23 protein-coding genes, 1 other RNA gene, 4 pseudogenes and 1 other annotated feature are annotated in these 22,987 nt (G+C 52.5%); of the genes and pseudogenes, 15 read left to right on the top strand and 13 right to left on the bottom strand.

The genetic code is table 11. The annotated features are described in order from the left end of the window. Positions 1-97 precede the first annotated feature (97 nt). Together yniD and yncL are read right to left on the bottom strand one after the other, a co-directional pair. Positions 98-205: a small membrane protein YniD gene (gene yniD, locus ACKI5T_RS01305; protein ID WP_096759519.1), complete on the bottom strand. Its 108-nt coding sequence runs from the start codon at positions 203-205 to the stop codon at positions 98-100. 66 nt (positions 206-271) lie between these two features. Continuing rightward, positions 272-364 (bottom strand): stress response membrane protein YncL, encoded by a 93-nt coding sequence (gene yncL, locus ACKI5T_RS01300; RefSeq protein ID WP_407435022.1) that lies wholly within the window; start codon positions 362-364, stop codon positions 272-274. A 322-nt stretch (positions 365-686) separates the two neighbouring features. Here yncL and thrS point away from each other — a divergent pair, with 322 nt between their 5' ends. From thrS to selO, 14 genes are all read left to right on the top strand, one after another. Next, positions 687-2,615, top strand: a complete 1,929-nt coding sequence (thrS, locus tag ACKI5T_RS01295; RefSeq protein ID WP_407435020.1) for a threonine--tRNA ligase — start codon at positions 687-689, stop codon at positions 2,613-2,615. Positions 2,616-2,618: 3 nt separating this feature from the next. Further along, positions 2,619-3,161, top strand: coding sequence for a translation initiation factor IF-3 (gene infC, locus ACKI5T_RS01290; protein ID WP_071818735.1), 543 nt, complete (start codon positions 2,619-2,621; stop codon positions 3,159-3,161). A 96-nt stretch (positions 3,162-3,257) separates the two neighbouring features. Beyond that, positions 3,258-3,455 carry a 50S ribosomal protein L35 gene (gene rpmI, locus ACKI5T_RS01285; protein WP_012017121.1) on the top strand — a complete coding sequence of 66 codons (198 nt, stop codon included), beginning with the start codon at positions 3,258-3,260 and terminating at the stop codon, positions 3,453-3,455. Between the two features lie 52 nt (positions 3,456-3,507). Continuing rightward, on the top strand, positions 3,508-3,864 hold the full coding sequence (gene rplT / locus ACKI5T_RS01280; RefSeq protein ID WP_012017122.1) for a 50S ribosomal protein L20: 357 nt from the start codon (positions 3,508-3,510) through the stop codon (positions 3,862-3,864). Positions 3,865-3,982: 118 nt separating this feature from the next. Next, positions 3,983-4,106, top strand: a sequence feature (Phe leader region). Beyond that, the gene (pheM, locus tag ACKI5T_RS01275) at positions 3,988-4,032 is read left to right on the top strand and encodes a pheST operon leader peptide PheM (protein ID WP_001386830.1); all 45 of its coding nucleotides are present in this window, start codon (positions 3,988-3,990) and stop codon (positions 4,030-4,032) included. It overlaps the preceding feature by 45 nt. Before the next feature lie 40 nt (positions 4,107-4,146). Next, positions 4,147-5,130, top strand: a complete 984-nt coding sequence (gene pheS / locus ACKI5T_RS01270) for a phenylalanine--tRNA ligase subunit alpha (protein ID WP_012017123.1) — start codon at positions 4,147-4,149, stop codon at positions 5,128-5,130. A gap of 15 nt (positions 5,131-5,145) precedes the next feature. Further along, positions 5,146-7,533 (top strand): phenylalanine--tRNA ligase subunit beta, encoded by a 2,388-nt coding sequence (gene pheT / locus ACKI5T_RS01265; RefSeq protein ID WP_407435017.1) that lies wholly within the window; start codon positions 5,146-5,148, stop codon positions 7,531-7,533. A gap of 4 nt (positions 7,534-7,537) precedes the next feature. After that, positions 7,538-7,837 carry an integration host factor subunit alpha gene (ihfA, locus tag ACKI5T_RS01260; protein ID WP_003857805.1) on the top strand — a complete coding sequence of 100 codons (300 nt, stop codon included), beginning with the start codon at positions 7,538-7,540 and terminating at the stop codon, positions 7,835-7,837. 99 nt (positions 7,838-7,936) lie between these two features. After that, positions 7,937-8,917: a vitamin B12 ABC transporter permease BtuC gene (gene btuC / locus ACKI5T_RS01255; protein WP_407435137.1), complete on the top strand. Its 981-nt coding sequence runs from the start codon at positions 7,937-7,939 to the stop codon at positions 8,915-8,917. Between the two features lie 32 nt (positions 8,918-8,949). After that, positions 8,950-9,501, top strand: a complete 552-nt coding sequence (locus ACKI5T_RS01250; RefSeq protein ID WP_407435015.1) for a glutathione peroxidase — start codon at positions 8,950-8,952, stop codon at positions 9,499-9,501. Beyond that, positions 9,501-10,256, top strand: coding sequence for a vitamin B12 ABC transporter ATP-binding protein BtuD (btuD, locus tag ACKI5T_RS01245; RefSeq protein ID WP_407435013.1), 756 nt, complete (start codon positions 9,501-9,503; stop codon positions 10,254-10,256). Before ACKI5T_RS01250 ends, btuD begins: the two co-directional genes overlap by 1 nt. Positions 10,257-10,328: 72 nt before the next feature. Beyond that, entirely contained in the window at positions 10,329-10,793 is a 465-nt protein-coding gene (locus tag ACKI5T_RS01240; RefSeq protein ID WP_012017128.1) for a C40 family peptidase, read from the top strand. Between the two features lie 285 nt (positions 10,794-11,078). Beyond that, the gene (locus ACKI5T_RS01235; protein WP_407435011.1) at positions 11,079-11,792 is read left to right on the top strand and encodes an EAL domain-containing protein; all 714 of its coding nucleotides are present in this window, start codon (positions 11,079-11,081) and stop codon (positions 11,790-11,792) included. Between the two features lie 61 nt (positions 11,793-11,853). Beyond that, positions 11,854-13,296, top strand: a complete 1,443-nt coding sequence (gene selO, locus ACKI5T_RS01230; RefSeq protein ID WP_407435009.1) for a protein adenylyltransferase SelO — start codon at positions 11,854-11,856, stop codon at positions 13,294-13,296. Here the strand turns inward: selO and hmuV are convergent. From hmuV to ACKI5T_RS01185, 9 genes and pseudogenes are all read right to left on the bottom strand, one after another. Beyond that, positions 13,293-13,451, bottom strand: a pseudogene (gene hmuV, locus ACKI5T_RS01225) (hemin ABC transporter ATP-binding subunit); the annotation flags it as partial. The gene selO and the pseudogene hmuV sit on opposite strands and share 4 nt — an antisense overlap. Beyond that, positions 13,446-13,694: pseudogene (locus ACKI5T_RS01220) on the bottom strand (iron chelate uptake ABC transporter family permease subunit); the annotation flags it as partial. The pseudogenes hmuV and ACKI5T_RS01220, both read right to left, overlap by 6 nt. Next, complete coding sequence (locus ACKI5T_RS01215; protein ID WP_407435007.1) at positions 13,694-14,515, bottom strand: hemin ABC transporter substrate-binding protein; 822 nt, start codon at positions 14,513-14,515, stop codon at positions 13,694-13,696. The gene ACKI5T_RS01215 and the pseudogene ACKI5T_RS01220, both read right to left, overlap by 1 nt. Then, positions 14,512-15,330 (bottom strand): annotated as a pseudogene (locus ACKI5T_RS01210) (hemin-degrading factor); the annotation flags it as partial. The gene ACKI5T_RS01215 and the pseudogene ACKI5T_RS01210, both read right to left, overlap by 4 nt. After that, positions 15,264-16,090: pseudogene (locus tag ACKI5T_RS01205) on the bottom strand (TonB-dependent receptor plug domain-containing protein). The pseudogenes ACKI5T_RS01210 and ACKI5T_RS01205, both read right to left, overlap by 67 nt. Beyond that, entirely contained in the window at positions 16,090-16,230 is a 141-nt protein-coding gene (locus ACKI5T_RS01200; protein ID WP_407435005.1) for a hypothetical protein, read from the bottom strand. The pseudogene ACKI5T_RS01205 and the gene ACKI5T_RS01200 overlap by 1 nt, the downstream one beginning before the upstream one ends. A 73-nt stretch (positions 16,231-16,303) precedes the next feature. Next, the gene (hemP, locus tag ACKI5T_RS01195) at positions 16,304-16,492 is read right to left on the bottom strand and encodes a hemin uptake protein HemP (protein ID WP_407435003.1); all 189 of its coding nucleotides are present in this window, start codon (positions 16,490-16,492) and stop codon (positions 16,304-16,306) included. A gap of 168 nt (positions 16,493-16,660) precedes the next feature. Next, a complete protein-coding gene (gene aroH / locus ACKI5T_RS01190; protein WP_407435001.1) occupies positions 16,661-17,707 on the bottom strand; it encodes a 3-deoxy-7-phosphoheptulonate synthase AroH in 1,047 nt (348 codons plus the stop codon). Between the two features lie 151 nt (positions 17,708-17,858). Next, on the bottom strand, positions 17,859-18,692 hold the full coding sequence (locus tag ACKI5T_RS01185) for a pyruvate, water dikinase regulatory protein (RefSeq protein ID WP_012017138.1): 834 nt from the start codon (positions 18,690-18,692) through the stop codon (positions 17,859-17,861). Between the two features lie 335 nt (positions 18,693-19,027). Here ACKI5T_RS01185 and ppsA point away from each other — a divergent pair, with 335 nt between their 5' ends. Then, positions 19,028-21,406, top strand: coding sequence for a phosphoenolpyruvate synthase (ppsA, locus tag ACKI5T_RS01180; RefSeq protein ID WP_012017139.1), 2,379 nt, complete (start codon positions 19,028-19,030; stop codon positions 21,404-21,406). A 78-nt stretch (positions 21,407-21,484) separates the two neighbouring features. Here the strand turns inward: ppsA and rprA are convergent. Next, an RNA gene (gene rprA / locus ACKI5T_RS01175) (antisense sRNA RprA) lies at positions 21,485-21,592 on the bottom strand. Positions 21,593-21,776: 184 nt separating this feature from the next. Beyond that, positions 21,777-22,892 carry an AI-2E family transporter YdiK gene (ydiK, locus tag ACKI5T_RS01170; protein WP_407434998.1) on the bottom strand — a complete coding sequence of 372 codons (1,116 nt, stop codon included), beginning with the start codon at positions 22,890-22,892 and terminating at the stop codon, positions 21,777-21,779. Positions 22,893-22,987: the final 95 nt, after the last annotated feature.

Genomic DNA, 22,987 nt, shown 5'->3' with positions numbered 1-22,987 from the left:
TTACGAGTCAGTGTATTAGCTGTGTAAGAGTTAAATCACCCATTTGCATTACGCCTAATACATTTTGTATTAAAGCACGTAATGTTAAGGTGTTTCTCTAGCCCCATAACATTGCCGCCCAGCGTAATAATAACATCGCTGCGCAGATAGCGATTAATACCACCACCATTTTCCAGTGTTTTTTCGCAAAGCGTTTTGATGGCATAGTTCTTCCTTGTGATTTGCTTACATCTCTTTATGAATATACAGGATGTATAGCCTACCCGTAGAGTCAAAACCAGTTAAACTTGCTCGCTAGCAGCATGACCAGTACCGCGGCAGAGAGAATATTCAATATGATAACCGTTCTGCTGGAAACATTCATACTTTGCCCCCTTCGTTGTAAGGTCTTGTGAAAGCGTAGCCCAGCAAAATGAGATTGCGAGCGTCACGCAGAAAACTCACTTCACGCCTCCGAAAGCTGTTGATATATCAATCGCGCGCAGGGAGTGCATTCCCCCTTTTGTTAGTGTTACCATCTGGGAACAGATCGTAAATCAGAGTTTGTCTGATTACGGTGATGTGTCGGATGGCGAGCCAATTTGACGATTGTTGGTCAGATGGTGTCGTAATCCATTGTCAAAACACGATTATTTTCTTTGTATATGCTCTTATGTGTGGGGCATCACTGCAAATAAGGATATAAAATGCCTGTAATTACTCTTCCTGATGGCAGTCAACGCCATTTTGACCGTGCCGTAAGCCCGATGGATGTTGCCCTCGACATTGGACCTGGCCTGGCTAAAGCCACCATCGCTGGTCGCGTAAACGGTGAGTTGGTTGATGCTTCCGATCTGATTGAAAACGACGCACAGCTTTCCATCATTACCGCCAAGGATGCCGAAGGTCTTGAGATCATTCGTCACTCCTGCGCGCACCTGTTGGGCCATGCTATCAAGCAGCTGTGGCCGAATACCAAAATGGCGATTGGCCCGGTTATTGATAACGGCTTCTACTATGACGTTGATCTTGATCATACGCTGACTCAGGAAGACATCGACGCGCTCGAAAAACGTATGCACGAGCTCGCCGAAACGAACTACGATGTCATCAAGAAGAATGTCAGCTGGCACGAAGCGCGTGAAACCTTTGTGAAGCGTGGCGAAAACTACAAAGTTTCTATTCTTGATGAGAACATTTCGCATGATGACAAGCCAGGCTTGTATCATCACGAAGAATATGTCGACATGTGTCGTGGACCGCACGTGCCGAACATGCGTTTCTGTCACCACTTCAAATTGATGAAGATTGCCGGTGCGTACTGGCGTGGCGACAGCAACAATAAGATGTTGCAGCGTATTTATGGTACCGCTTGGGCAGACAAAAAAGCCCTGAATGCTTATCTGGTTCGTCTGGAAGAAGCGGCGAAGCGTGACCACCGTAAAATCGGTAAACAACTCGACCTGTATCATATGCAAGAAGAAGCGCCGGGTATGGTCTTCTGGCATAACGATGGCTGGACTATCTTCCGTGAACTGGAAACTTTCGTACGCTCTAAGTTGAAAGAATATCAGTATCAGGAAGTGAAAGGCCCGTTCATGATGGACCGTGTGCTGTGGGAAAAAACCGGCCACTGGGACAACTATAAAGATGCGATGTTTACGACGTCTTCAGAGAACCGTGAATACTGCATCAAACCGATGAACTGTCCTGGCCACGTTCAGATCTTTAACCAGGGTCTGAAATCTTACCGTGACCTGCCGCTGCGTATGGCGGAGTTCGGTAGCTGTCATCGTAATGAACCATCAGGTGCATTGCATGGTCTGATGCGTGTACGCGGCTTTACTCAGGATGACGCGCATATCTTCTGTACTGAAGGGCAGGTGCGTGATGAAGTTAACGCCTGTATTCGTATGGTCTACGATATGTATAGCACTTTTGGCTTCGAGAAAATCGTGGTCAAACTCTCAACTCGTCCGGAAAAACGTATCGGCAGTGACGAGACCTGGGATCGTGCTGAGGCGGATCTGGCAGTTGCGCTTGAAGAAAACAACATTCCGTTTGAATATCAACTGGGTGAAGGCGCATTCTACGGTCCGAAAATTGAATTTACACTGTATGACTGTCTCGACCGCGCCTGGCAGTGCGGTACGGTTCAGCTGGACTTCTCTCTGCCGCAGCGTTTAAGCGCCTCTTATGTAGGTGAAGACAACGAGCGTCAGATTCCGGTTATGATTCACCGTGCGATTCTGGGTTCTATTGAACGCTTTATCGGTATTCTTACCGAAGAATTCGCGGGCTTCTTCCCAACCTGGCTTGCGCCAGTGCAGGTTGTAGTGATGAATATTACCGATTCTCAGGCTGATTACGTTAAAGAATTGACGCAGAAACTACAAAATGCGGGCATTCGCGTAAAAGCGGACTTGAGAAATGAGAAGATTGGCTTTAAAATCCGTGAGCACACATTACGTCGTGTCCCTTACATGTTGGTCTGCGGTGATAAAGAGGTGGAATCAGGCAAAGTTGCCGTTCGCACCCGCCGTGGTAAAGACTTGGGCAGTTTGGACGTAAATGAAGTGATTGAGAAGCTGCGACTTGAGATTCGCAGCCGCAGTCTTCAACAACTGGAGGTATAAGGTATTAAAGGCGGAAAACGAGTTCAAACGGCGCGCCCGAATCGTATTAATAGCGAAATTCGCGCGCAAGAAGTTCGCTTAACAGGTCTGGAAGGCGAGCAGCTTGGTATTGTGAGTCTGAGAGAAGCTCTGGAAAAAGCAGAAGAGTCCGGAGTAGACTTAGTCGAAATCAGCCCTAACGCCGAGCCGCCAGTTTGTCGTATCATGGATTACGGCAAGTTCCTCTATGAAAAGAGCAAGTCTTCTAAGGAACAGAAGAAAAAGCAAAAAGTTATTCAGGTTAAGGAAATCAAATTCCGACCTGGCACCGACGATGGCGATTACCAGGTAAAACTCCGCAGCCTGGTACGCTTTCTGGAAGAGGGTGATAAAGCTAAGATCACACTGCGTTTCCGCGGTCGTGAGATGGCTCACCAGCAGATTGGTATGGAAGTGCTTAATCGCGTCCGTGACGATCTGAGTGAACTGGCAGTGGTCGAATCCTTCCCATCGAAGATCGAAGGCCGCCAGATGATCATGGTGCTCGCTCCTAAGAAGAAACAGTAAGGCCTTCAAGTAGCAGGATCTGTGGAGCCCTCGGTCTTCACAGGTCTTGTTCGCCTATGTTTCGTTTATTAACAATGCGAAGTGGAAGTTATTAAAATGCCAAAAATTAAGACCGTACGCGGTGCTGCTAAGCGTTTTAAAAAAACCGGTAAAGGTGGATTTAAACACAAGCGTGCTAACCTGCGTCACATTCTGACTAAAAAAGCTACCAAGCGTAAACGTCACCTGCGTCCAAAAGCCATGGTTTCTAAAGGCGATTTGGGTCTGGTTATCGCGTGCCTGCCGTACGCATAAGTCGTTAACGTTTTTTTAACTTTTTAATTAGAATAGATACAGGAGAGCACATATGGCTCGCGTAAAACGTGGTGTAGTTGCCCGTGCACGTCACAAGAAAATTTTGAAACAAGCCAAAGGCTACTACGGTGCGCGTTCACGCGTATACCGCGTTGCCTTCCAGGCTGTTATCAAAGCTGGTCAGTATGCTTACCGTGACCGTCGTCAACGTAAGCGTCAGTTCCGTCAACTGTGGATTGCGCGTATCAACGCAGCAGCACGTCAGAACGGTATTTCTTACAGCAAATTCATCAACGGCCTGAAAAAAGCCTCTGTTGAAATCGACCGTAAGATTCTGGCTGACATCGCAGTATTCGACAAATTAGCGTTCACCGCTCTGGTCGAAAAAGCGAAAGCAGCACTGGCATAAGCCAGTTGAAAGAGGGGGCTTTGCTCCCTCTTTTGTTTCACAAGACCATCAAATAATTGACAATTCCCCGTCTAGCCTTTCCAATAAGGTCTTACGGCATGTACCACATAAGGTAACGCAAGCATGAATGCTGCTATTTTCCGCTTCTTCTTTTACTTTAGCACCTGATTTCAGGAGGCTAGCGCATGAAAGATGAAACGAAAAACAGCGCCAGAAAGCCTCCTGATGGAGGCTTTTTTTGTTTCTACTGCTGATGAATATCGCCACATAACGAGGAAAAACATGTCACATCTCGCAGAGCTGGTTGCCAATGCAACGGCCGCCATTAATCAAGCCTCAGATGTTGCCGCATTAGACAATGTCCGCGTCGAATATCTGGGTAAAAAAGGGCATTTGACCCTTCAAATGACCACGCTGCGGGAGCTTCCGCCCGAAGAGCGCCCGGCTGCAGGTGCGGTCATCAACGAAGCTAAAGAACAGGTTCAGCAAGCGTTAAACGCGCGTAAATCTGACCTGGAAAGCGCTGCATTGAACGCGCGCCTGGCTGAAGAAACGATTGATGTTTCCTTGCCGGGGCGTCGTATCGAGAACGGCGGCCTGCATCCGGTGACTCGTACCATCGATCGCATTGAAAGTTTCTTCGGTGAGCTCGGCTTTACCGTGGCGACAGGCCCGGAAATCGAAGACGACTACCATAACTTCGATGCACTGAATATTCCTGGCCATCATCCGGCACGCGCTGACCACGACACTTTCTGGTTTGATGCTACGCGTTTGCTGCGTACTCAGACCTCTGGCGTGCAGATCCGTACCATGAAGGAACAAGCTCCGCCGATCCGTATTATCGCGCCGGGTCGCGTATATCGTAACGACTACGATCAGACCCACACGCCAATGTTCCATCAGATGGAAGGCTTGATTGTCGATAAAAACATCAGCTTTACCAACTTGAAAGGCACGCTTCACGACTTCCTGAACAACTTCTTTGAAGAAGATCTGCAGGTTCGTTTCCGTCCATCCTATTTCCCGTTCACTGAACCGTCTGCGGAAGTTGACGTGATGGGTAAAAACGGCAAATGGCTCGAAGTTCTGGGCTGCGGCATGGTTCACCCTAATGTTCTGCGCAACGTGGGTATTGATCCGGAAATCTATTCCGGCTTTGCCTTCGGTATGGGCATGGAGCGTCTGACGATGCTGCGTTATGGCGTAACCGATTTGCGCGCATTCTTCGAAAACGATCTGCGTTTCCTCAAACAGTTTAAATAAAGGCAGGACAGAACAATGAAATTCAGTGAACTGTGGTTACGCGAATGGGTAAACACGAACCTCGATAGCGAAGCGCTTTCTAACCAGATCACCATGGCCGGTCTGGAAGTGGATGGCGTTGAGCCGGTATCCGGCGCATTTAACGGCGTAGTTGTCGGTGAAGTGGTCGAATGCGGTCAGCACCCAAATGCTGACAAGCTGCGCGTTACAAAAGTGAACGTTGGCGGCGAACGTCTGTTGGATATCGTCTGTGGCGCGCCAAATTGCCGTCAAGGACTGAAAGTAGCCGTGGCCACTGTGGGCGCAGTTCTGCCGGGCGATTTCAAAATCAAAGCCGCCAAACTGCGTGGCGAACCATCAGAAGGGATGCTGTGCTCCTTCTCTGAGCTCGGGATTTCCGACGACCATAACGGCATCATCGAACTTCCTGTCGATGCGCCGATTGGCGCCGATATTCGCGAATTCCTTAAGCTCGATGACAACATGATTGAAATCAGCGTCACCCCGAACCGTGCCGACTGCTTAGGCATTATCGGCGTGGCTCGCGATGTGGCCGTACTAAATCAAACCGATCTGAACGCGCCAGAAATTGCGCCAGTGGCGGCAACTATTACCGACACGCTGCCGATTCAGGTTGAGGCCGCTGATGCTTGCCCGCGTTATCTGGGTCGCGTAGTGAGAGGCATCAACGTTAAGGCGCCAACACCGCTGTGGATGAAAGAGAAACTGCGTCGCTGTGGCATTCGTTCTATCGACGCGGTTGTTGACGTCACCAACTTCGTGCTGCTCGAACTGGGCCAGCCGATGCATGCTTTCGATAAAGATCGTATCGACGGCGGCATTGTGGTGCGTATGGCGAAAGAGGGTGAAACCCTGGTTCTGCTTGACGGTAGCGAAGCGAAACTCAACGCAGACACCTTAGTTATTGCCGATCACAACAAAGCGCTGGCAATGGGCGGCATCTTTGGTGGTGAACATTCAGGCGTGAATGACGAAACCCAGAACGTTCTGCTGGAATGCGCATTCTTCAGCCCGCTGTCTATCACCGGTCGCGCACGTCGTCATGGTTTGCATACCGATGCGTCTCACCGTTATGAGCGCGGTGTCGATCCAGCGCTTCAGCATAAAGCGATGGAGCGTGCGACTCGCCTGCTGATCGACATTTGCGGCGGTGAAGCCGGTCCGGTCATTGATGTGACCAACGAAGCAACGCTGCCAAAGCGTGCAACCATCACGCTGCGCCGCTCTAAACTTGATCGTCTGATTGGCCATCATATTGCCGATGCGCAGGTCAGCGACATTCTGCGTCGCCTGGGCTGTGAAGTCACGGACGGTCAGGATCAGTGGCAGGCCATTGCGCCGAGCTGGCGTTTTGATATGGAAATCGAAGAAGATCTGGTGGAAGAAGTGGCGCGTGTATACGGCTACAACAATATTCCCGATGAGCCGGTACAAGCAGGTCTGATCATGGGCACGCACCGTGAAGCCGATCTGTCGTTAAAGCGTGTGAAAACCATGCTTAATGACAAAGGTTATCAGGAAGTGATTACTTACAGCTTCGTTGATCCAAAACTGCAGCAGCTGGTGCATCCGGGTCACGAAGCCCTGATTCTGCCGAACCCGATCTCCAGCGAAATGTCTGCAATGCGTCTTTCCCTGTTGACCGGTCTGCTCGGCACCATCGTTTATAACCAGAACCGTCAGCAGAGCCGCGTCCGTATTTTCGAAACCGGTCTGCGTTTTGTTCCTGATACGCAGGCTGACCTGGGCATTCGCCAGGATCTGATGCTGGCAGGTGCCATCTGTGGCAACCGCTACGATGAGCATTGGGATATGACGAAAAACAGCGTTGATTTCTACGATGTGAAAGGCGATCTGGAATCTGTTCTTGATCTGACCGGTAAATTATCTGAAATCGAATTCCGTGCTGAAGCCTGCCAGGGCCTGCATCCGGGCCAAAGTGCTGCCATTTATTTACACGATGAACGCATTGGTTTCATTGGTGTTGTTCACCCAGAGCTTGAGCGCAAACTGGATCTCAATGGCCGTACGATGGTGTTTGAACTGGAGTGGAACAAGGTCGCAGACCGCGTCATTCCTCAGGCTCAGGACGTTTCTCGCTTCCCGGCGAACCGTCGTGATATCGCCGTTGTGGTGGCTGAAAATGTGCCCGCAGCAGATATTTTGGCCGAATGTAAGAAAGTTGGCGTAAATCAGGTAGTTGGCGTAAACTTATTTGACGTGTACCGCGGCAAGGGCGTAGCAGAAGGTTTTAAGAGCCTCGCTATTAGCCTTATCCTTCAGGATACCAGCCGTACACTCGAAGAAGAGGAGATTGCCGCTACCGTCGCCAAATGTGTAGAGGCATTAAAAGAGCGATTCCAGGCATCATTGAGGGATTGAACCTATGGCGCTTACAAAAGCTGAAATGTCAGAATATCTGTTTGATAAGCTTGGGCTTAGCAAACGGGATGCCAAAGAACTGGTAGAACTGTTTTTCGAAGAGATCCGTCGTGCTCTGGAAAACGGTGAGCAGGTTAAACTGTCCGGTTTTGGCAATTTTGATTTGCGAGACAAAAACCAACGTCCGGGCCGTAACCCGAAGACGGGGGAAGATATTCCCATTACAGCCCGCCGCGTGGTGACCTTCAGACCCGGACAGAAGTTAAAAAGCCGTGTCGAAAACGCAACGCCCAAAGCAGAGTAATTGAACTAACTAAAAAGGCCGCTGATGCGGCCTTTTTTCTTTGCTCTCACGCGTACCCGCCGTAAAATCAATGACATCTCCCACATGAAAACAAAACCCATGCATGATTATGCCCATCGTCAACATCGCTCCGATCTGAGCGGATTACTCGTGCTGGTTGTATTACTCATCGTCGCGGTGACGGTCAGTCTGTGTGCGGGCGACCAGTGGATTGGGCCAGAAAACTGGCTGAGCGAGCGGGGCCAGCTCTTTGTGTGGCAGATCCGTTTGCCGCGCACAGTGGCGGTGATACTGGTGGGCGCCGCGCTCGCCTTGTGCGGGACGATGATGCAGGCTTTGTTTGAGAACCCACTGGCGGAGCCAGGATTGCTTGGCGTCTCGAATGGCGCAGGCGTAGGGCTTATCGCGGCCGTGATGTTTGGCCAAGGGGCGCTGTCAGGCTGGAGCGTCAGCGTCTGTGCTATCGCTGGGGCACTGCTGAGCACGGTGATTTTGCTTCGCTTTGCCAGACGGAATCTATCAACCAGCCGATTGTTACTGGCCGGTGTGGCGCTAGGGATTATCTGTAGCGCCCTGATGACATGGGCGGTGTATTTCTCAACATCGTTTGATCTGCGCCAACTGATGTACTGGATGATGGGAGGATTCGGTGGTGTAGACTGGCGTCAGGGCTGGTTAATGCTGCTGCTGGTTCCCATCATTATCTGGGCCTCCTGCCAGTCAGCGCCACTGAACATGCTCGCCTTAGGCGAAACCTCAGCCCGCCAACTCGGTTTGTCGATTGACGTATGGCGCAAGGTGCTGGTCGTCGCGATTGGCTGGATGGTAGGCGTGAGCGTCGCTCTCGCGGGGGCGATTGGATTTATCGGCCTTGTCATCCCGCATATGCTGCGCCTCGGCGGAATGACCGATCACCGTACATTATTGCCCGCATCCGCTGTTGCCGGTGCCGCGACGCTACTCATCGCCGACATTGTTGCCCGTCTGGCCCTCACCGCGGCAGAGTTGCCCATCGGTGTCGTGACGGCTACGCTGGGCGCACCTGTGTTTATCTGGCTACTATTAAAGGCCGGACGTTAGATCCGACATTGTAAACCAACTAAGGGGACGCTATGCAGCACGACATTCTGAATACTGAAGTTACGACCATTGATGGCGAAACAACAACACTGGAAAGCTATAAAGGTAAAGTGTTGTTAATCGTGAACGTCGCCTCGAAATGCGGTTTGACGCCGCAGTATGAACAGCTGGAAAACATTCAGAAAGCCTGGGAGAAGGATGGACTGGTGGTTCTCGGTTTCCCGTGTAATCAGTTCCTGGGTCAGGAGCCGGGTAGCGAAGAGGAGATCAAAACGTTTTGCAGCACCACCTATGGCATCACGTTCCCGATGTTCAGCAAAATTGATGTGAACGGTGAAAATCGCCATCCCCTCTATCAAAAGCTGATCGCCGCCGCTCCAACAGCCGTTGCGCCAGAACAAAGCGGATTCTACGAACGTATGGCGAGCAAAGGACGTGCGCCGCTGTACCCGGATGATATTTTATGGAATTTCGAAAAATTCCTGATTGGCCGGGACGGGCAGGTTGTACAGCGTTTCTCCCCGGATATGACACCGGAAGATCCTATTGTGATGGAATCTATTAAGCTGGCACTGGCGAAGTAATGACCGTGCTGATGCAGTTGACCGGCGTAGCGCAGAAGGGAAGGCTAGAGCCGGTAAATGTTGAGGTTCGCTCGGGCGAGATCGTGCATCTTGTGGGCCCCAACGGTGCCGGTAAAAGTACGTTGCTGGCCCGTATGGCCGGGCTGACCATGGGTGAGGGAGAAATCACGTTGCTGGGGCGCTCCCTTCGCGAGTGGTCTCCCGTCTCGCTGGCTCATCGACGCAGCTACCTTATCCAGCAGCAGATGCCCCCCTTTGCCATGCCCGTCTGGCACTATCTGGCACTGCATCAGCATGATAAAACCCATTCCGCGTTGCTTGAGGACGTCACTCGCGCCCTGGGGCTGGAAGATAAACTTGCGCGCAACGCCAGCCAGCTCTCCGGCGGCGAGTGGCAGCGCGTGCGCCTGGCTGCCGCGATCCTGCAAATCCATCCGGCGGGAAACCCTCATGGGACCGTTTTGTTACTGGATGAGCCGATGAGCGGTCTGGATGTGGCTCAGCAGGCCGCGCTGGACACGCAATTAAGTCTGCTTTCTGGTAAAGGCATCGCCATCGTGATGAGCAGTCACGATTTAAATCACACGCTGCGCCACGCCCACCGGGTATGGCTTTTAGCGCAGGGGAAGTTGTTAGCCAGCGGCGCGCGCGACAGCGTACTGACACCGCCCAATCTTGCGCGGGCTTACGGTATGCCTTTTCGTCGTCTGGATATTCAAGGGCACAGAATGCTTATTTCGACCGTTCAGGAATAGCGTTTCTTGCAAGGTTCCGTAATCACAGGCTAAATTACGGAAAGGATAAAAAAGCAGAGGATTCGTCTGGAAATGCGATTCTGGTTAATCATTGTGGGCATGTTGTTACTTGCAGGATGCAGCAGTCATCGTGCACCCCCCCCTAATCCGCGGTTATCGGACTCTATTACCGTGATCGCTAACCTTAACGACCAGTTGCAACACTGGCGCGGGGCACCGTATCGCTATGGTGGAATGAGCCGGGGTGGCGTGGATTGTTCAGGCTTCGTGCTTATGACTTTCCGCGATAAGTTCGATTTGCAACTCCCACGTGAAACGCGGATGCAGGCTGAAATTGGTACAAAAATAGACAAAGACGATTTATTGCCGGGCGATCTGGTGTTTTTTAAAACGGGCTCAGGTGAAAGTGGCCTCCATGTCGGCATTTATGATACTGACAACCAGTTTATTCATGCCTCAACCAGTCGCGGTGTGATGCGATCATCTCTGGATAATGTCTACTGGCGAAAAAACTTCTGGCAGGCTCGACGTATATAGCAGGTCGTTTCTGTTTCCTTCTGGCGCGGTCATCTGAACCGCGCGCATTTTTAAGTTATCCAGTTTGAGTTAAATCTATATGTAATTAATTATGTCGATAAGTGGCTGTTTTCGCTAAAACTGGCTATTACACCATAACCAGGATAAAATTATTTTAGATTGAAGGAAAAATCTTAAAAATAAAAAGGAAACAATGAAATTAATCTTTTTAAAATCAATAAAGTTGAATTATTTTAGCAATTGCTCCAGGATGCTCGTTATCTACTTAAACGCGGGGCCGGCGCAATGATTGTCACCCTGAATAATCCTTATCACTCTGAACTATTATTACTTCCTGCTCGCAATTGCGCGGGGGAGCTAAAAGGTTTAGAAATCTTTGCTCACTTTGTTGGCGTGGGAACTGACGTCCGTATTCCAACGGAACTGGTCACCCCGCATCTCTGTGCGGCAGACGAGTTAGCGCTGTTTCACGAAAAGCTGGAATTGCTGGATTCCTGTAAACTGTTTTTTATTCAGCATCACCTTATTGCCTGGATAAATATAACGCCGGCTATTGTTGAGTATCTTTTGACAGACGGGAATGCCACAACAATATTAGAACGCTATCCATTTCTCGAGTTTACGGTTAATGAGAGTTTTCCCGGTTTAAATAATGGAAAAGACGATCCCGTGCTGGCGAGAATGGCAATCCATTTCCCGATGGTGTTGGCTGATTTTGGCGCGGGCATCGCGTCTAACAAAGCCGTCTTTGATGGATTGTTTAAACGGATTGCACTGGATAAAGGATTTATCCATGCGCGCATTGCTGAGTTTTCGTTTGAACCCTTTATGCGGGCGATTCTGGCGCAAATTACGCCCTATTGCCAGGGCGTGATCGCCGCGGGCGTTGACGATGAAGACGTCTTGCGACGTATGCTGCCGTTCAACTTCAGCGCTATGCAAGGCAATTTGTGGTCAGCGGTGACTGCTGAGCAAGTCACGACTCTCGTTCAGAGATAACCCTTCATTTCGCCCGTGTTTAAGTACGGGTAAACCCTCTACACTTAAGGCAGGAGGACCTATGACCCTGTCTTTTACTGCTCACTGGCATGACGAACTACCCGGCTTTTATACTGCGCTCAATCCCACTCCGCTGAAGAATGCCCGTTTGATCTGGTACAACGCCAGTCTGGCGAATGATTTAGGCGTTCCTGCATCATTATTCCAGTCTGAGACCGGCGCGGGCGTATGGGGCGGAGAAACGCTGCTTCCCGGCATGCATCCGCTGGCACAGGTCTACAGCGGCCACCAGTTTGGTGTGTGGGCAGGTCAGCTCGGGGATGGGCGTGGCATCTTGCTGGGCGAACAACAGCTCGCGAACGGACAAACCGTCGACTGGCATCTGAAAGGCGCTGGCTTGACGCCGTATTCGCGTATGGGTGATGGACGCGCAGTGCTTCGCTCAACCATCCGCGAAAGCCTGGCGTCAGAAGCGATGCATGCCCTGGGAATCCCCACCTCGCGCGCTTTATCCATTGTTACTAGCGATACTCATGTTGCCCGCGAATCGATGGAGCAGGGCGCAATGCTGATGCGTATTGCACAAAGCCACGTTCGATTCGGCCATTTTGAACATTTTTACTATCGCCGGGAACCAGAAAAGGTCCGCCAGCTCGCTGACTTTGTCATTGAGCATCACTGGCCGCAATTGCAGAACGACGCTGATAAATATGTTCTTTGGTTCCAGGATGTAGTGGCGCGTACGGCATCGCTGATGGCCTGCTGGCAAACCGTGGGCTTCGCGCACGGGGTGATGAACACCGACAACATGTCTATTCTCGGGCTGACCATTGACTACGGCCCGTACGGCTTCCTGGATGACTTTCAGCCGGATTTCATCTGCAACCACTCTGATTATCAGGGGCGTTATAGTTATGAAAATCAGCCTGCGGTTGGGCTGTGGAATTTACAGCGTCTGGCACAATCACTTTCGCCCTTTATTGCTGTCGAGGCCCTGAACGACGCGCTGGATCGGTATCAGGACATCCTGATGCAGGAATACGGCAAACTCATGCGCCGCAAGCTGGGGTTGATGACGCAGGAGAAAGGGGATAACGATATCCTCAACGCGTTGTTTGCGCTCATGGCGCGTGAAGGCAGCGATTATGCGCGCACGTTCCGCATGCTAGGGCTGACCGAAAAACACAGTGCCGCTTCGCCATTACGCGATGAGTTTGTCGATCGACAGGCCTTTGACAGCTGGTTTGCGACCTATCGTGAGCGTCTGCAGCGTGAAGAAACGCCAGATGACGCCCGTAGCGCGCACATGAATGCGGTCAACCCGGCCATGGTCTTGCGCAACTGGCTGGCGCAGAGGGCGATAGATCAGGCCGAGCAGGGCGATTATGCTGAGTTGCATCGATTGCACGACGCCTTACGCACGCCGTTTAACGACAGAGATGATGACTACGTCAGCCGCCCACCAGACTGGGGAAAACGGCTGGAAATCAGTTGTTCAAGCTAGGGGGCGAGAAATACCTGCGGAGTGGCACTTGTCGGATGCAGGCCAACGTGAACCTGGGCGCCATACCAGCGCGCCAGATCGTCGGCCTGTAAAACCAAATCGGGCGCGCCTTGCGAAACGATCTTTCCTTCATGCAGCAGCACGATCCGATCGGCCAACGGATTGCGAAACAAACCCTGCATGACGCAGCCCGCCAGTGCCAGCGAACCGCCAGTCACCCCCGCCAGCAATACGCGCGGGAGGCGAATAGTCAGCCAGATCTTGCGCAGGGCTTCATCGTGACCGCTCCACAGCAGAGTGACCGGGAGACGCAGCGCGCCAAAACCGGTCGCCAGCAGCGTCATTAACGCCAGCGAAAACGCCAGCATCGATAGTGACAGCACGATGCGGCGAGCCATCAGGGTAACTGCTCCGCTTTGTTGCGCAGTTGCTGAATGGCGTGCGGTGTGCGGACGCTAAACCCGCGCAGCGCCATGTCGTCAATTTGCAGCATCTGTTTGTTTCGTCCCGCAGGCTTTTGCGCCAGGCCTGGCAGCTTCCACAGATTTGCTTCCACGCCGATGGCCTGTACGCCGGCCTGCGAAATCACCACCAGATCGGGCTGGCTGGCGATCACGCCTTCCTGTGACAGGGGCTGGTAGCGAGAAAATCCCTGTATGGCATTATGCAAACCGGCAGCGCGAATCGCCGTATCCGCTGCGGTTTGTTGCCCGGCGGCCATCGCGCTCATCCCGCCGTGACTGAGAATAAACAGCACGCGTTTATTGAGTGGTGATGTCGGTATCGCGGCCAGTTGCTGTTGCACGGTTTTGCGCAGAGTATCTCCCTGCACGACGCGATGGGTTGCTTGCGCAATCACGCGGATCTTCTCATCGATCGCGCTCAAATTGTTACCGCCCTGCACCGTCACCACGTTCACGTTGCTTTGCTCGACCTGTTTGAGCGCTAACGAAGGCTGCGCCTGCGCACTCGTCAGCACCAGCGTCGGGCGCACCGCCAGAATGCCTTCGGCATTAAGCTGGCGCAGATAACCGACATCCGGCAACGACGTGACCTGCTGCGGCCACTGGCTGGTGCTGTCGCGTGCCACGAGAGAAGATTCGGCGCCCAGAGCATAGATAATCTCCGTGACGTCCCCGCCAGGCGCGACAATCTTCTCCTGCGGCGCAGCGAAAGCCGCCAGCGGGAGCGCGATAATCAGGGCAAGCCATTTTCTCATGCGGCCAGCCCTTTTGGTGTCAGGGCGTCGATCTGCGCGCGCCACTGCGTTTGCTCCGGTTCGCCTTCGGTACATTGGCCATAGAGTTGCGCAATCTGCGTGCCGTCTGCGGCGAACACTTCGAGGCTGGTGACGTGGCCGTCGGTGGTTGGTTTACGCGTAATCCACGTCTCCGCGATCGTCTCTTCCAGTAAGTGCAGGGTAAACGTCGGAATGAAAATGTTCAGCCAACCCTTCATCGGCACCACTTTTTCCACTGCGCCGGTAAAGATCTGCACGCAGCCACGGTTGCCCACGAAGATCATAATTTCGTTTCCGCTCTGATGCGCTGCATCCAGTAGTTGCGCCAACGCGGTGTTGTCCACTTTGCAGGCCAGGTCATCACCCACCAGACGGAACGCCTGCTGACGGCTCAGACTGTGGCGCTTCAGGAGGCTAAAGAACTGATGCACGTCGGTCATGGTTCGCCATTCTGCATCCACTTTTTCAGCATCGGGCGACGTGCTGTTGACCGCCACATCGGCCACTTTCAGTTCCAGCGGAGGATCATCGGCAATGATAAAACGGGTCAAAACATCGCCCCATGCACAAGCGTCGGTGTTATCGGTGGTATAAACCTTGAGCAGCGCATCGCCCTGATGGTCAAAGAATTGAATGCTCTGGCGTTTACCGCGTGCGGTGGCTTCGTTGATGTGAAACACGCTTGCCCACTGACTCAAGAACAGGCGCAGATCCAGTGCGCGCGGGTTCAACACCAGCCCGGCATGGCCGTTAAGGTGTTGATGGGTGAATGTGCCGACTTGTTCGTGATCCGCGCTTCAGACCAGTACACCTTTGCCTGGGCGTTCAGCCAGTCGTTACCGTCTGGCGCAATGTTGTAGGTCACTTGCGCGTCACGCTGAATCGTGGATCGATCGGTCATCGGGTTGCTGCTCTCCGACGGCTCAATCGTTTGCGGATTTTTTGGCTCCTGCGCTGCATTGTTGTAATAACGCAGCAAGCCGCCCAGCGTCTGAGCGTTGTCGATTTTCCAGCTGCGTTTCGCCAGCATATTATTGATGGACTCATCGTTTGGCGCGGTGGTGCCGTCGCTTTGGCGTAAATCGCCGCGATCGCGGCTGGACCATGCAACAACGCCATCCAGCACGTCGGTACGACCAAACACGCTGGCACCCATTTCGAGACTGTGGTCGCCCGTTGCACCGGTCCCAAACACGCGGAAGCCGCTGTTTTTCCCGGCGTCCAGCAAATCTTTTGCCTCTACCGTGTCGTAGGAAATCACGCCGCCCATCGCACCGCTGCCGTACAGCAGGGCAGAAGGACCCCGCACCACTTCGATTCGTTTGATCAGCGCGGATCGAGAAACGTGCTGTTGAGGTGTCCGGTATCCGTTCCCTGACGCACGCCGTCGACTAACATCAGCACGCCGCGTCTGTCGTAACCGCGCAGATTCACGTCCTGACCGTTGGTACGCCCCGTGCCGTCCAAAGTCATTCCCGGCACGGTGCGCAGCAGATTGGCGGCAGAACTGGCGGTTTGATTTTCGGGGGCGGTGGCGTCGATTACGCTCACCATCATTGGCGCTTCAAAAGTGCTGGGGCGTTACCCGTCGCGGTGACGGTCATCTCATCAGAGGCCGCAAAAGCAGCGCCCGGAAGGGCACCAACAACGGCCAGCGCCAGCAGCGATGGGCGCAACGACGCGGAATGCAGCAACTCTCCATTAGGAAATCGAAAGCGCTGGCTGCCTGGGGATCACCTGGGGGGCTGGCGAATAGTATGTCTAGGTTTATTTAGTGAGAATCAATTTTCCGGCATGGGTCTGGCGCAGCAGATAGTGCTGGCCGTCATGCTCAATGATCACCCGTCCGTCATCGCCAAGCAGACTTTTACTGTCTATCCGACGCTCCGGGTACGCGGGTGTAGGCTGTGTGCGATCTTTCGCGTGTGTGGCTGCCGTGTTATCCGTACGTGACATAATGTTTAAAATAACAATCAAAGTAACAATGATAATCATTATCAGCAAAGTGAAATTTCACGGCAAGCCTTTTTGTGGAAAAAATGTGACTGGATCAATTTTGCTGCGAAGGGTTTGAAAAGTGGAGGGTTATAAATAAAAACCCCGCCAGGGCGACGGGGTAGGTAATTAAAAACGGCTATCGACGGCGGAGGCTAATTTTTCCAGCAACAGTTCGCTGTCTTCCCAGCTCAGGCACGGATCGGTGATCGACTGACCATAGGTAATCGGTTGTCCTGCTACGACCTTTTGCGTGCCTTCCTTCAGGAAACTTTCCGCCATGATGCCGGCGATGGCGGTAGAACCGCTGCGGATTTGCTGACAAATTTCATCGCACACGTCCAGTTGACGACGATGTTGCTTCTGGCAGTTGCCATGGCTGAAATCGACCACCAGATGTTCCGGGAGATCAAACTCGTGCAACGTGTCGCACGCCGCGGCGATATCTTCGGCATGGTAGTTGGGCTTTTTGCCCCCACGCATAATGATGTGGCCGTACGGGTTACCGCTGGTCTGGTAAATGGTCATCTGACCGTTTTTGTCCGGCGAGAGGAACATATGGCTGGCACGCGAGGCGCGGATCGCATCGACCGCGATGTGCGTATTCCCATCCGTACCGTTTTTAAAGCCCACCGGGCAAGAAAGCGCGGATGCCATCTCACGATGGATCTGGCTTTCGGTAGTACGCGCGCCAATCGCGCCCCAGCTAATCAAATCGGCGATAAACTGTCCGATCACCATATCGAGAAATTCGGTGGCTGTCGGCACGCCGAGTTCATTCACCTGGAGCAGTAATTTACGCGCCAGCTCGATACCGTGATTGACGCGATAGCTGCCGTTCAAATCCGGATCGGAAATCAACCCTTTCCAGCCCACCACGGTACGTGGTTTCTCGAAATAGGTGCGCATCACGATTTCAAGGCGATTCTGGTGCTTATCGCGCAGCACTTTCAGGCGCTTGGCATAGTCCAGTGCTGCATCAAGATCGTGAATTGAGCAAGGGCCAATAACCACCAGCAAACGGCGATCTTCACCGTTCAGTATTTTTTCGATGCGTCGGCGCGACGCAATAACATGTTCCGCAACGCTTGCGGAAACGGGGTGGCGCTGTGCCAGTTCTGCGGGCGTCACCAGACTTTCAATACGCGCGGTGCGAAGTTCGTCGGTTTTATTCATGGAATGTCTCAGAAATATTTGCTTCATCGGCAGACTACCGGGAAGTGATGGGCATCACCTTAAACCAATCCCTGCTGATTTCAAGTTCGGGGCATTTCGGCCCCGAGAGTGAAAGCGATCATAACTGAAATGAAAATAATGCACTAGTATATTAGTACATGCGACGATTCAGACCCATGATGTCGAGAATTTTTGTGGCTATTTCTTCTACCGAATAGTTGGTGCTGTTCAGCCATGGGATCTGGTTTTTACGGTACAACGCTTCGACTTCCGACACTTCCATGCGGCATTGGCGCATCGACGCGTAACGGCTGTTCTCACGGCGTTCTTCGCGGATCGCAGCAAGGCGCTCTGGATTAATGGTCAGACCAAAAAGCTTATGCTGTAGCGGTTTCAGCGCAGGAGGCAGCACCAGGTTATCCATATCGTCAGCAATAAAAGGGTAATTCGCGGCACGAATGCCAAACTGCATCGCCAGATACAGACTGGTGGGGGTTTTGCCGCAGCGCGACACGCCAAGCAAAATGACCTGCGCCTGATCGAGATTACGCATCGAGATCCCGTCGTCGTGCGCCAGGGTGTAATCAATCGCGGCGATACGCGCGTCATATTTGATCAGGTTGCCCGGATTGAGGCCATGGGTGCGATGGGCAATTGGCGTCGGATCAAGTTTCAATTCACCCTGCAAGGGCGCGACCAGCGCCTGAACAATATCCTGACAAAAACCTTCACTTTGCAAAATAATGTCGCGAATTTCGGGAATAACAATGGAGTAAAACACTAACGGCCGAGTGCCAGTTTGCTGGAAAATCGCATCAATTTGTTCTTTGACCGCTTTGGCGCGACTTTCATTTTCGACAAACGGCAGCGTGATGCTGTTGATAGCCACCGGGAATTGTGACATCACCGCATGGCCCAACACCTCGGCGGTGATGGCCGTACCATCAGAAATATAAAAAACGTGGCGATCGACAGCATTATCCATTTTACTCACCCAGAATAGCGAACCTAATTGACTGAAAGCATAAATTAAAAAAGTAAAATACACAGCAAAGAACGTTTTTAAATTATAAATGAAATGGTGTTTTTAATTTTAATGAAAAGTGGATTTCATTTTTCAAATAGGCGTCTTAGTTTCATGGTTTTTGGATGAATCTTTATGAATCATAAAGTTAGACATTGATGGGAAAGTATCCGAAAAAGAGAAAAATAAAAGTGCTTACACGATTCACCGTTTTTTTGTCGGGGATAAATATGTAAGTATAAATACGAAGTCAGACGTTTCTTACTCCGCTTAAATATCACAAAAGGATTGTTTCGATGTCCAACAATGGCTCGTCACCGCTGGTGCTTTGGTATAACCAACTCGGCATGAATGATGTAGACAGAGTTGGAGGCAAAAATGCCTCCCTGGGTGAAATGATTACAAACCTGTCCGGTATGGGTGTTTCCGTACCGAATGGCTTTGCGACTACCGCCGATGCGTTCAACTATTTTCTCGATCAGAGCGGTGTAAACCAGCGCATTTACGACCTGCTGGACAAAACGGATATTGATGATGTGACCGAGCTTTCTAAAGCAGGTTCACAAATCCGCCAGTGGATCATCGACACACCTTTTCAGCCTGAACTGGAACATGCCATTCATGAGGCATATAACCAACTGTCTGCTGACGACGCGCAGGCTTCGTTTGCCGTGCGCTCCTCTGCCACCGCAGAAGATATGCCAGACGCCTCATTTGCCGGTCAGCAGGAAACGTTCCTCAACGTGCAGGGGTATGACGCCGTGCTGGTCGCGGTGAAACACGTTTTTGCTTCGCTGTTTAATGACCGCGCCATCTCCTATCGCGTGCATCAGGGCTACGACCACCGTGGCGTCGCGCTCTCTGCGGGCGTGCAACGCATGGTGCGCTCCGATGTCGGCTCTTCCGGCGTGATGTTCTCGATTGATACTGAATCCGGTTTCGATCAGGTGGTCTTTATCACTTCGGCCTGGGGTCTGGGTGAAATGGTGGTGCAGGGCGCGGTTAACCCTGACGAATTCTACGTCCATAAACCGACGCTGGCGGCGAATCGTCCGTCTATCGTTCGTCGTACGATGGGTTCCAAAAAGATCCGCATGATTTATGCGCCGAATCTTGAACACGGTAAACAGGTTGAGATTGAAGACGTACCGCAGGAGCAGCGCGACCGTTTCTCTCTGACCGATGACGACGTGCAGGAGCTGGCGAAACAAGCGGTGCAAATTGAGAAGCACTATGGCCGTCCGATGGATATCGAATGGGCGAAAGACGGGCACACCGGCAAGCTGTTTATCGTGCAGGCGCGTCCAGAAACCGTGCGTTCTCGCGGCCAGGTCATGGAGCGTTACACACTGCATGCGCAGGGTAAAATCGTCGCCGAAGGGCGTGCGATTGGCCACCGCATTGGCGCAGGCCCGGTCAAAGTGATTCACGATATCAGCGAAATGCACCTGGTTCAGCCCGGCGATGTGCTGGTGACGGACATGACCGACCCGGACTGGGAACCGATCATGAAAAAAGCCGCGGCTATCGTCACCAACCGGGGTGGTCGCACCTGTCACGCCGCAATCATCGCGCGTGAACTGGGCATCCCGGCCGTCGTGGGCTGTGGTGACGCCACCGAGCGCATGAAAGATGACGAAAAAGTCACCGTCTCCTGCGCCGAAGGCGATACCGGCTACGTGTATGCCGATATTCTGGACTTCAGCGTGAAAAGCTCAAGCGTCGATACCATGCCGGATCTGCCGCTAAAAATCATGATGAACGTCGGTAACCCCGATCGTGCCTTTGATTTTGCCTGTCTGCCTAACGAAGGCGTGGGCCTGGCGCGTCTGGAATTTATTATCAACCGCATGATCGGGGTGCATCCGCGCGCGCTGCTGGAGTTTGACGACCAGGACGCCGCGCTGCAAAACGAAATTCGCGAAATGATGAAAGGCTACGACTCACCAAAAGAGTTCTACGTAGGGCGTCTGACCGAAGGGATCGCCACACTCGGGGCGGCGTTCTATCCGAAGCGCGTGATTGTGCGTTTGTCAGACTTTAAGTCTAACGAATATGCCAATCTGGTTGGCGGTGAACGCTACGAGCCAGAAGAAGAGAACCCAATGCTGGGCTTCCGTGGCGCTGGCCGTTACGTGTCTGACAGTTTCCGCGACTGTTTCGCCCTGGAATGCGACGCGGTAAAACGCGTGCGCAATGAAATGGGTCTCACCAACGTCGAAATCATGGTGCCGTTTGTGCGTACCGTTGAGCAGGCGAAAGCGGTAGTGGAAGAGTTAGCGCGTCAGGGACTCAAGCGCGGCGAGAACGGGCTGAAGATCATCATGATGTGCGAAATTCCGTCCAATGCCCTGCTGGCAGAGCAGTTCCTGGAACATTTCGACGGCTTCTCTATCGGCTCCAACGATATGACGCAGCTGGCGCTGGGTCTGGACCGCGATTCTGGCGTGGTATCAGAGCTGTTCGACGAGCGTAATGACGCGGTGAAAGCGTTGCTGTCGATGGCGATTCGCGCGGCGAAGAAACAGGGCAAATACGTCGGGATTTGTGGGCAGGGTCCTTCCGATCACGAAGATTTTGCCGCATGGCTGATGGAGGAGGGGATCGATAGTCTGTCCCTGAACCCAGATACGGTGGTGCAAACCTGGCTGAGTCTGGCTGAACTGAAAAAATAATCTCATCTTGAATAAGCCCGGCGGCGTCATGCTTGCCGGGCTTTTTTTATGTCCTGGTGCGCACTCGCCAAAAAAAGCATAAAAAAAAGCCCATCGTGGGAGATGGGCAAAGACTACACACAGCAATTCGTTGTTTCACTCAGGGGATTTCCATGCTTATAAATCAAGGTGTTGATTTATAACCGTGAGCTAATAGTAGGCATGCTACGTTTTTGCGTCGATCAGATTCGTCTCAATAGTTTAAGAGGCGTGAAGATTTTGCGAGGGGAATGACGCAGTTAGGCGTGACGCAGCGGGTCAGACTCGTTTTGCGTATCAAAATTGATTAGTTTGGCTTATGTGTCAGGCGGGTTGCCCCGCCTGTAGAGAATTACTGCTTGTTTTTATCTTCCAGCGTTTCGAGTTCGTGCAACACCACATCCGGGTCGGTGGCCGGGGGCGGAATCTCATGCACCCATGCTGAGAACAAACGCCAGGTCACGGCCAGCAGAACCGGACCGATAAACAGACCAATCATGCCGAAAGCAATCAAACCACCAATCACGCCGGACAGAATCAGAATTAGCGGCAGATCGGCACCCATGCGAATCAGCATCGGTCGGATAACGTTATCCATCGTGCCGACCACGCAACTCCACACCAGCAGCACCGTGCCCCAGGTCGTATCGCCGCTCCAGTAAAGCCAGATAATGCAGGGGATCAGCACCAGCAGTGGCCCCAGTTGCACCAGACAGGTGAGGATCATGATGACCGTGAAAATGGTCGCATAAGGAACGCCAGAAATCGCCAGACCAACACCGCCGAGAACCGCTTGCACCAGCGCAGTCACCACCACACCTAGCGCCACGGCGCGTACCGCCTGTCCTGCCAGCAACACGGCTGCATCACCGCGCTGTCCTGCCAGGCGCGTGGCGAAATAACGCACACCGAGTGCCACCTGTTCGCCACGCCAGTAAAGCAGGGCGCTGAAGACCAGCATCAGGGCGCAATGCATCACGAAGCGGCCAACATGTGCCGCCTGACCCACAAACCAGGTGGTTGTGGTGCCGATATACGGCCGGACCTTGGTCATGATCGCGCTGCCGCCCATCTCCAGCAGGCTATGCCAGCCGCTGTAAAGCTTGGCGCCAATCACCGGCACACTGTTCAGCCAGGCGAGATCCGGAATGGTCATTTCGCCGCTGGTCACCGAGCGAATCACCGGCCCGCTGGTATCGACCAGACTGTTTACCAGCAGCGCAATCGGAATAATGAACACCAGGAAAAGAAACAGCGTCATCACCACAACCGCCAGTGAGCGACGACCAAACAGCAGTTTTTGCAGACGAATAAACAGGGGCCAGGTGGCGATAACGACCGTTCCGGCCCACGCAAAACCCAGCACAAACGGGCGTACAATCCATAGGCACGCAATAATGATGATGGCTAAAAACAGCACCGACAGCAGAATTTGCGCAACGTCCCTGGGCTGACGAAGATTGACCATATATAAAATTTACCTTTAATGAACACCAGCCGCGCTGGCGAAAACGTAAAACGCATCACTCTAATCATTAGTGATTTCAGCGGTTTTTGACAGTC

This window comes from Lelliottia sp. (assembly GCF_045627565.1).
Classification (GTDB): Bacteria; Pseudomonadota; Gammaproteobacteria; order Enterobacterales; family Enterobacteriaceae; genus Enterobacter.
The sequence above is the reverse complement of the archived record's forward strand: the minus strand, read 5'-3'. Positions and strand labels throughout refer to the sequence as shown.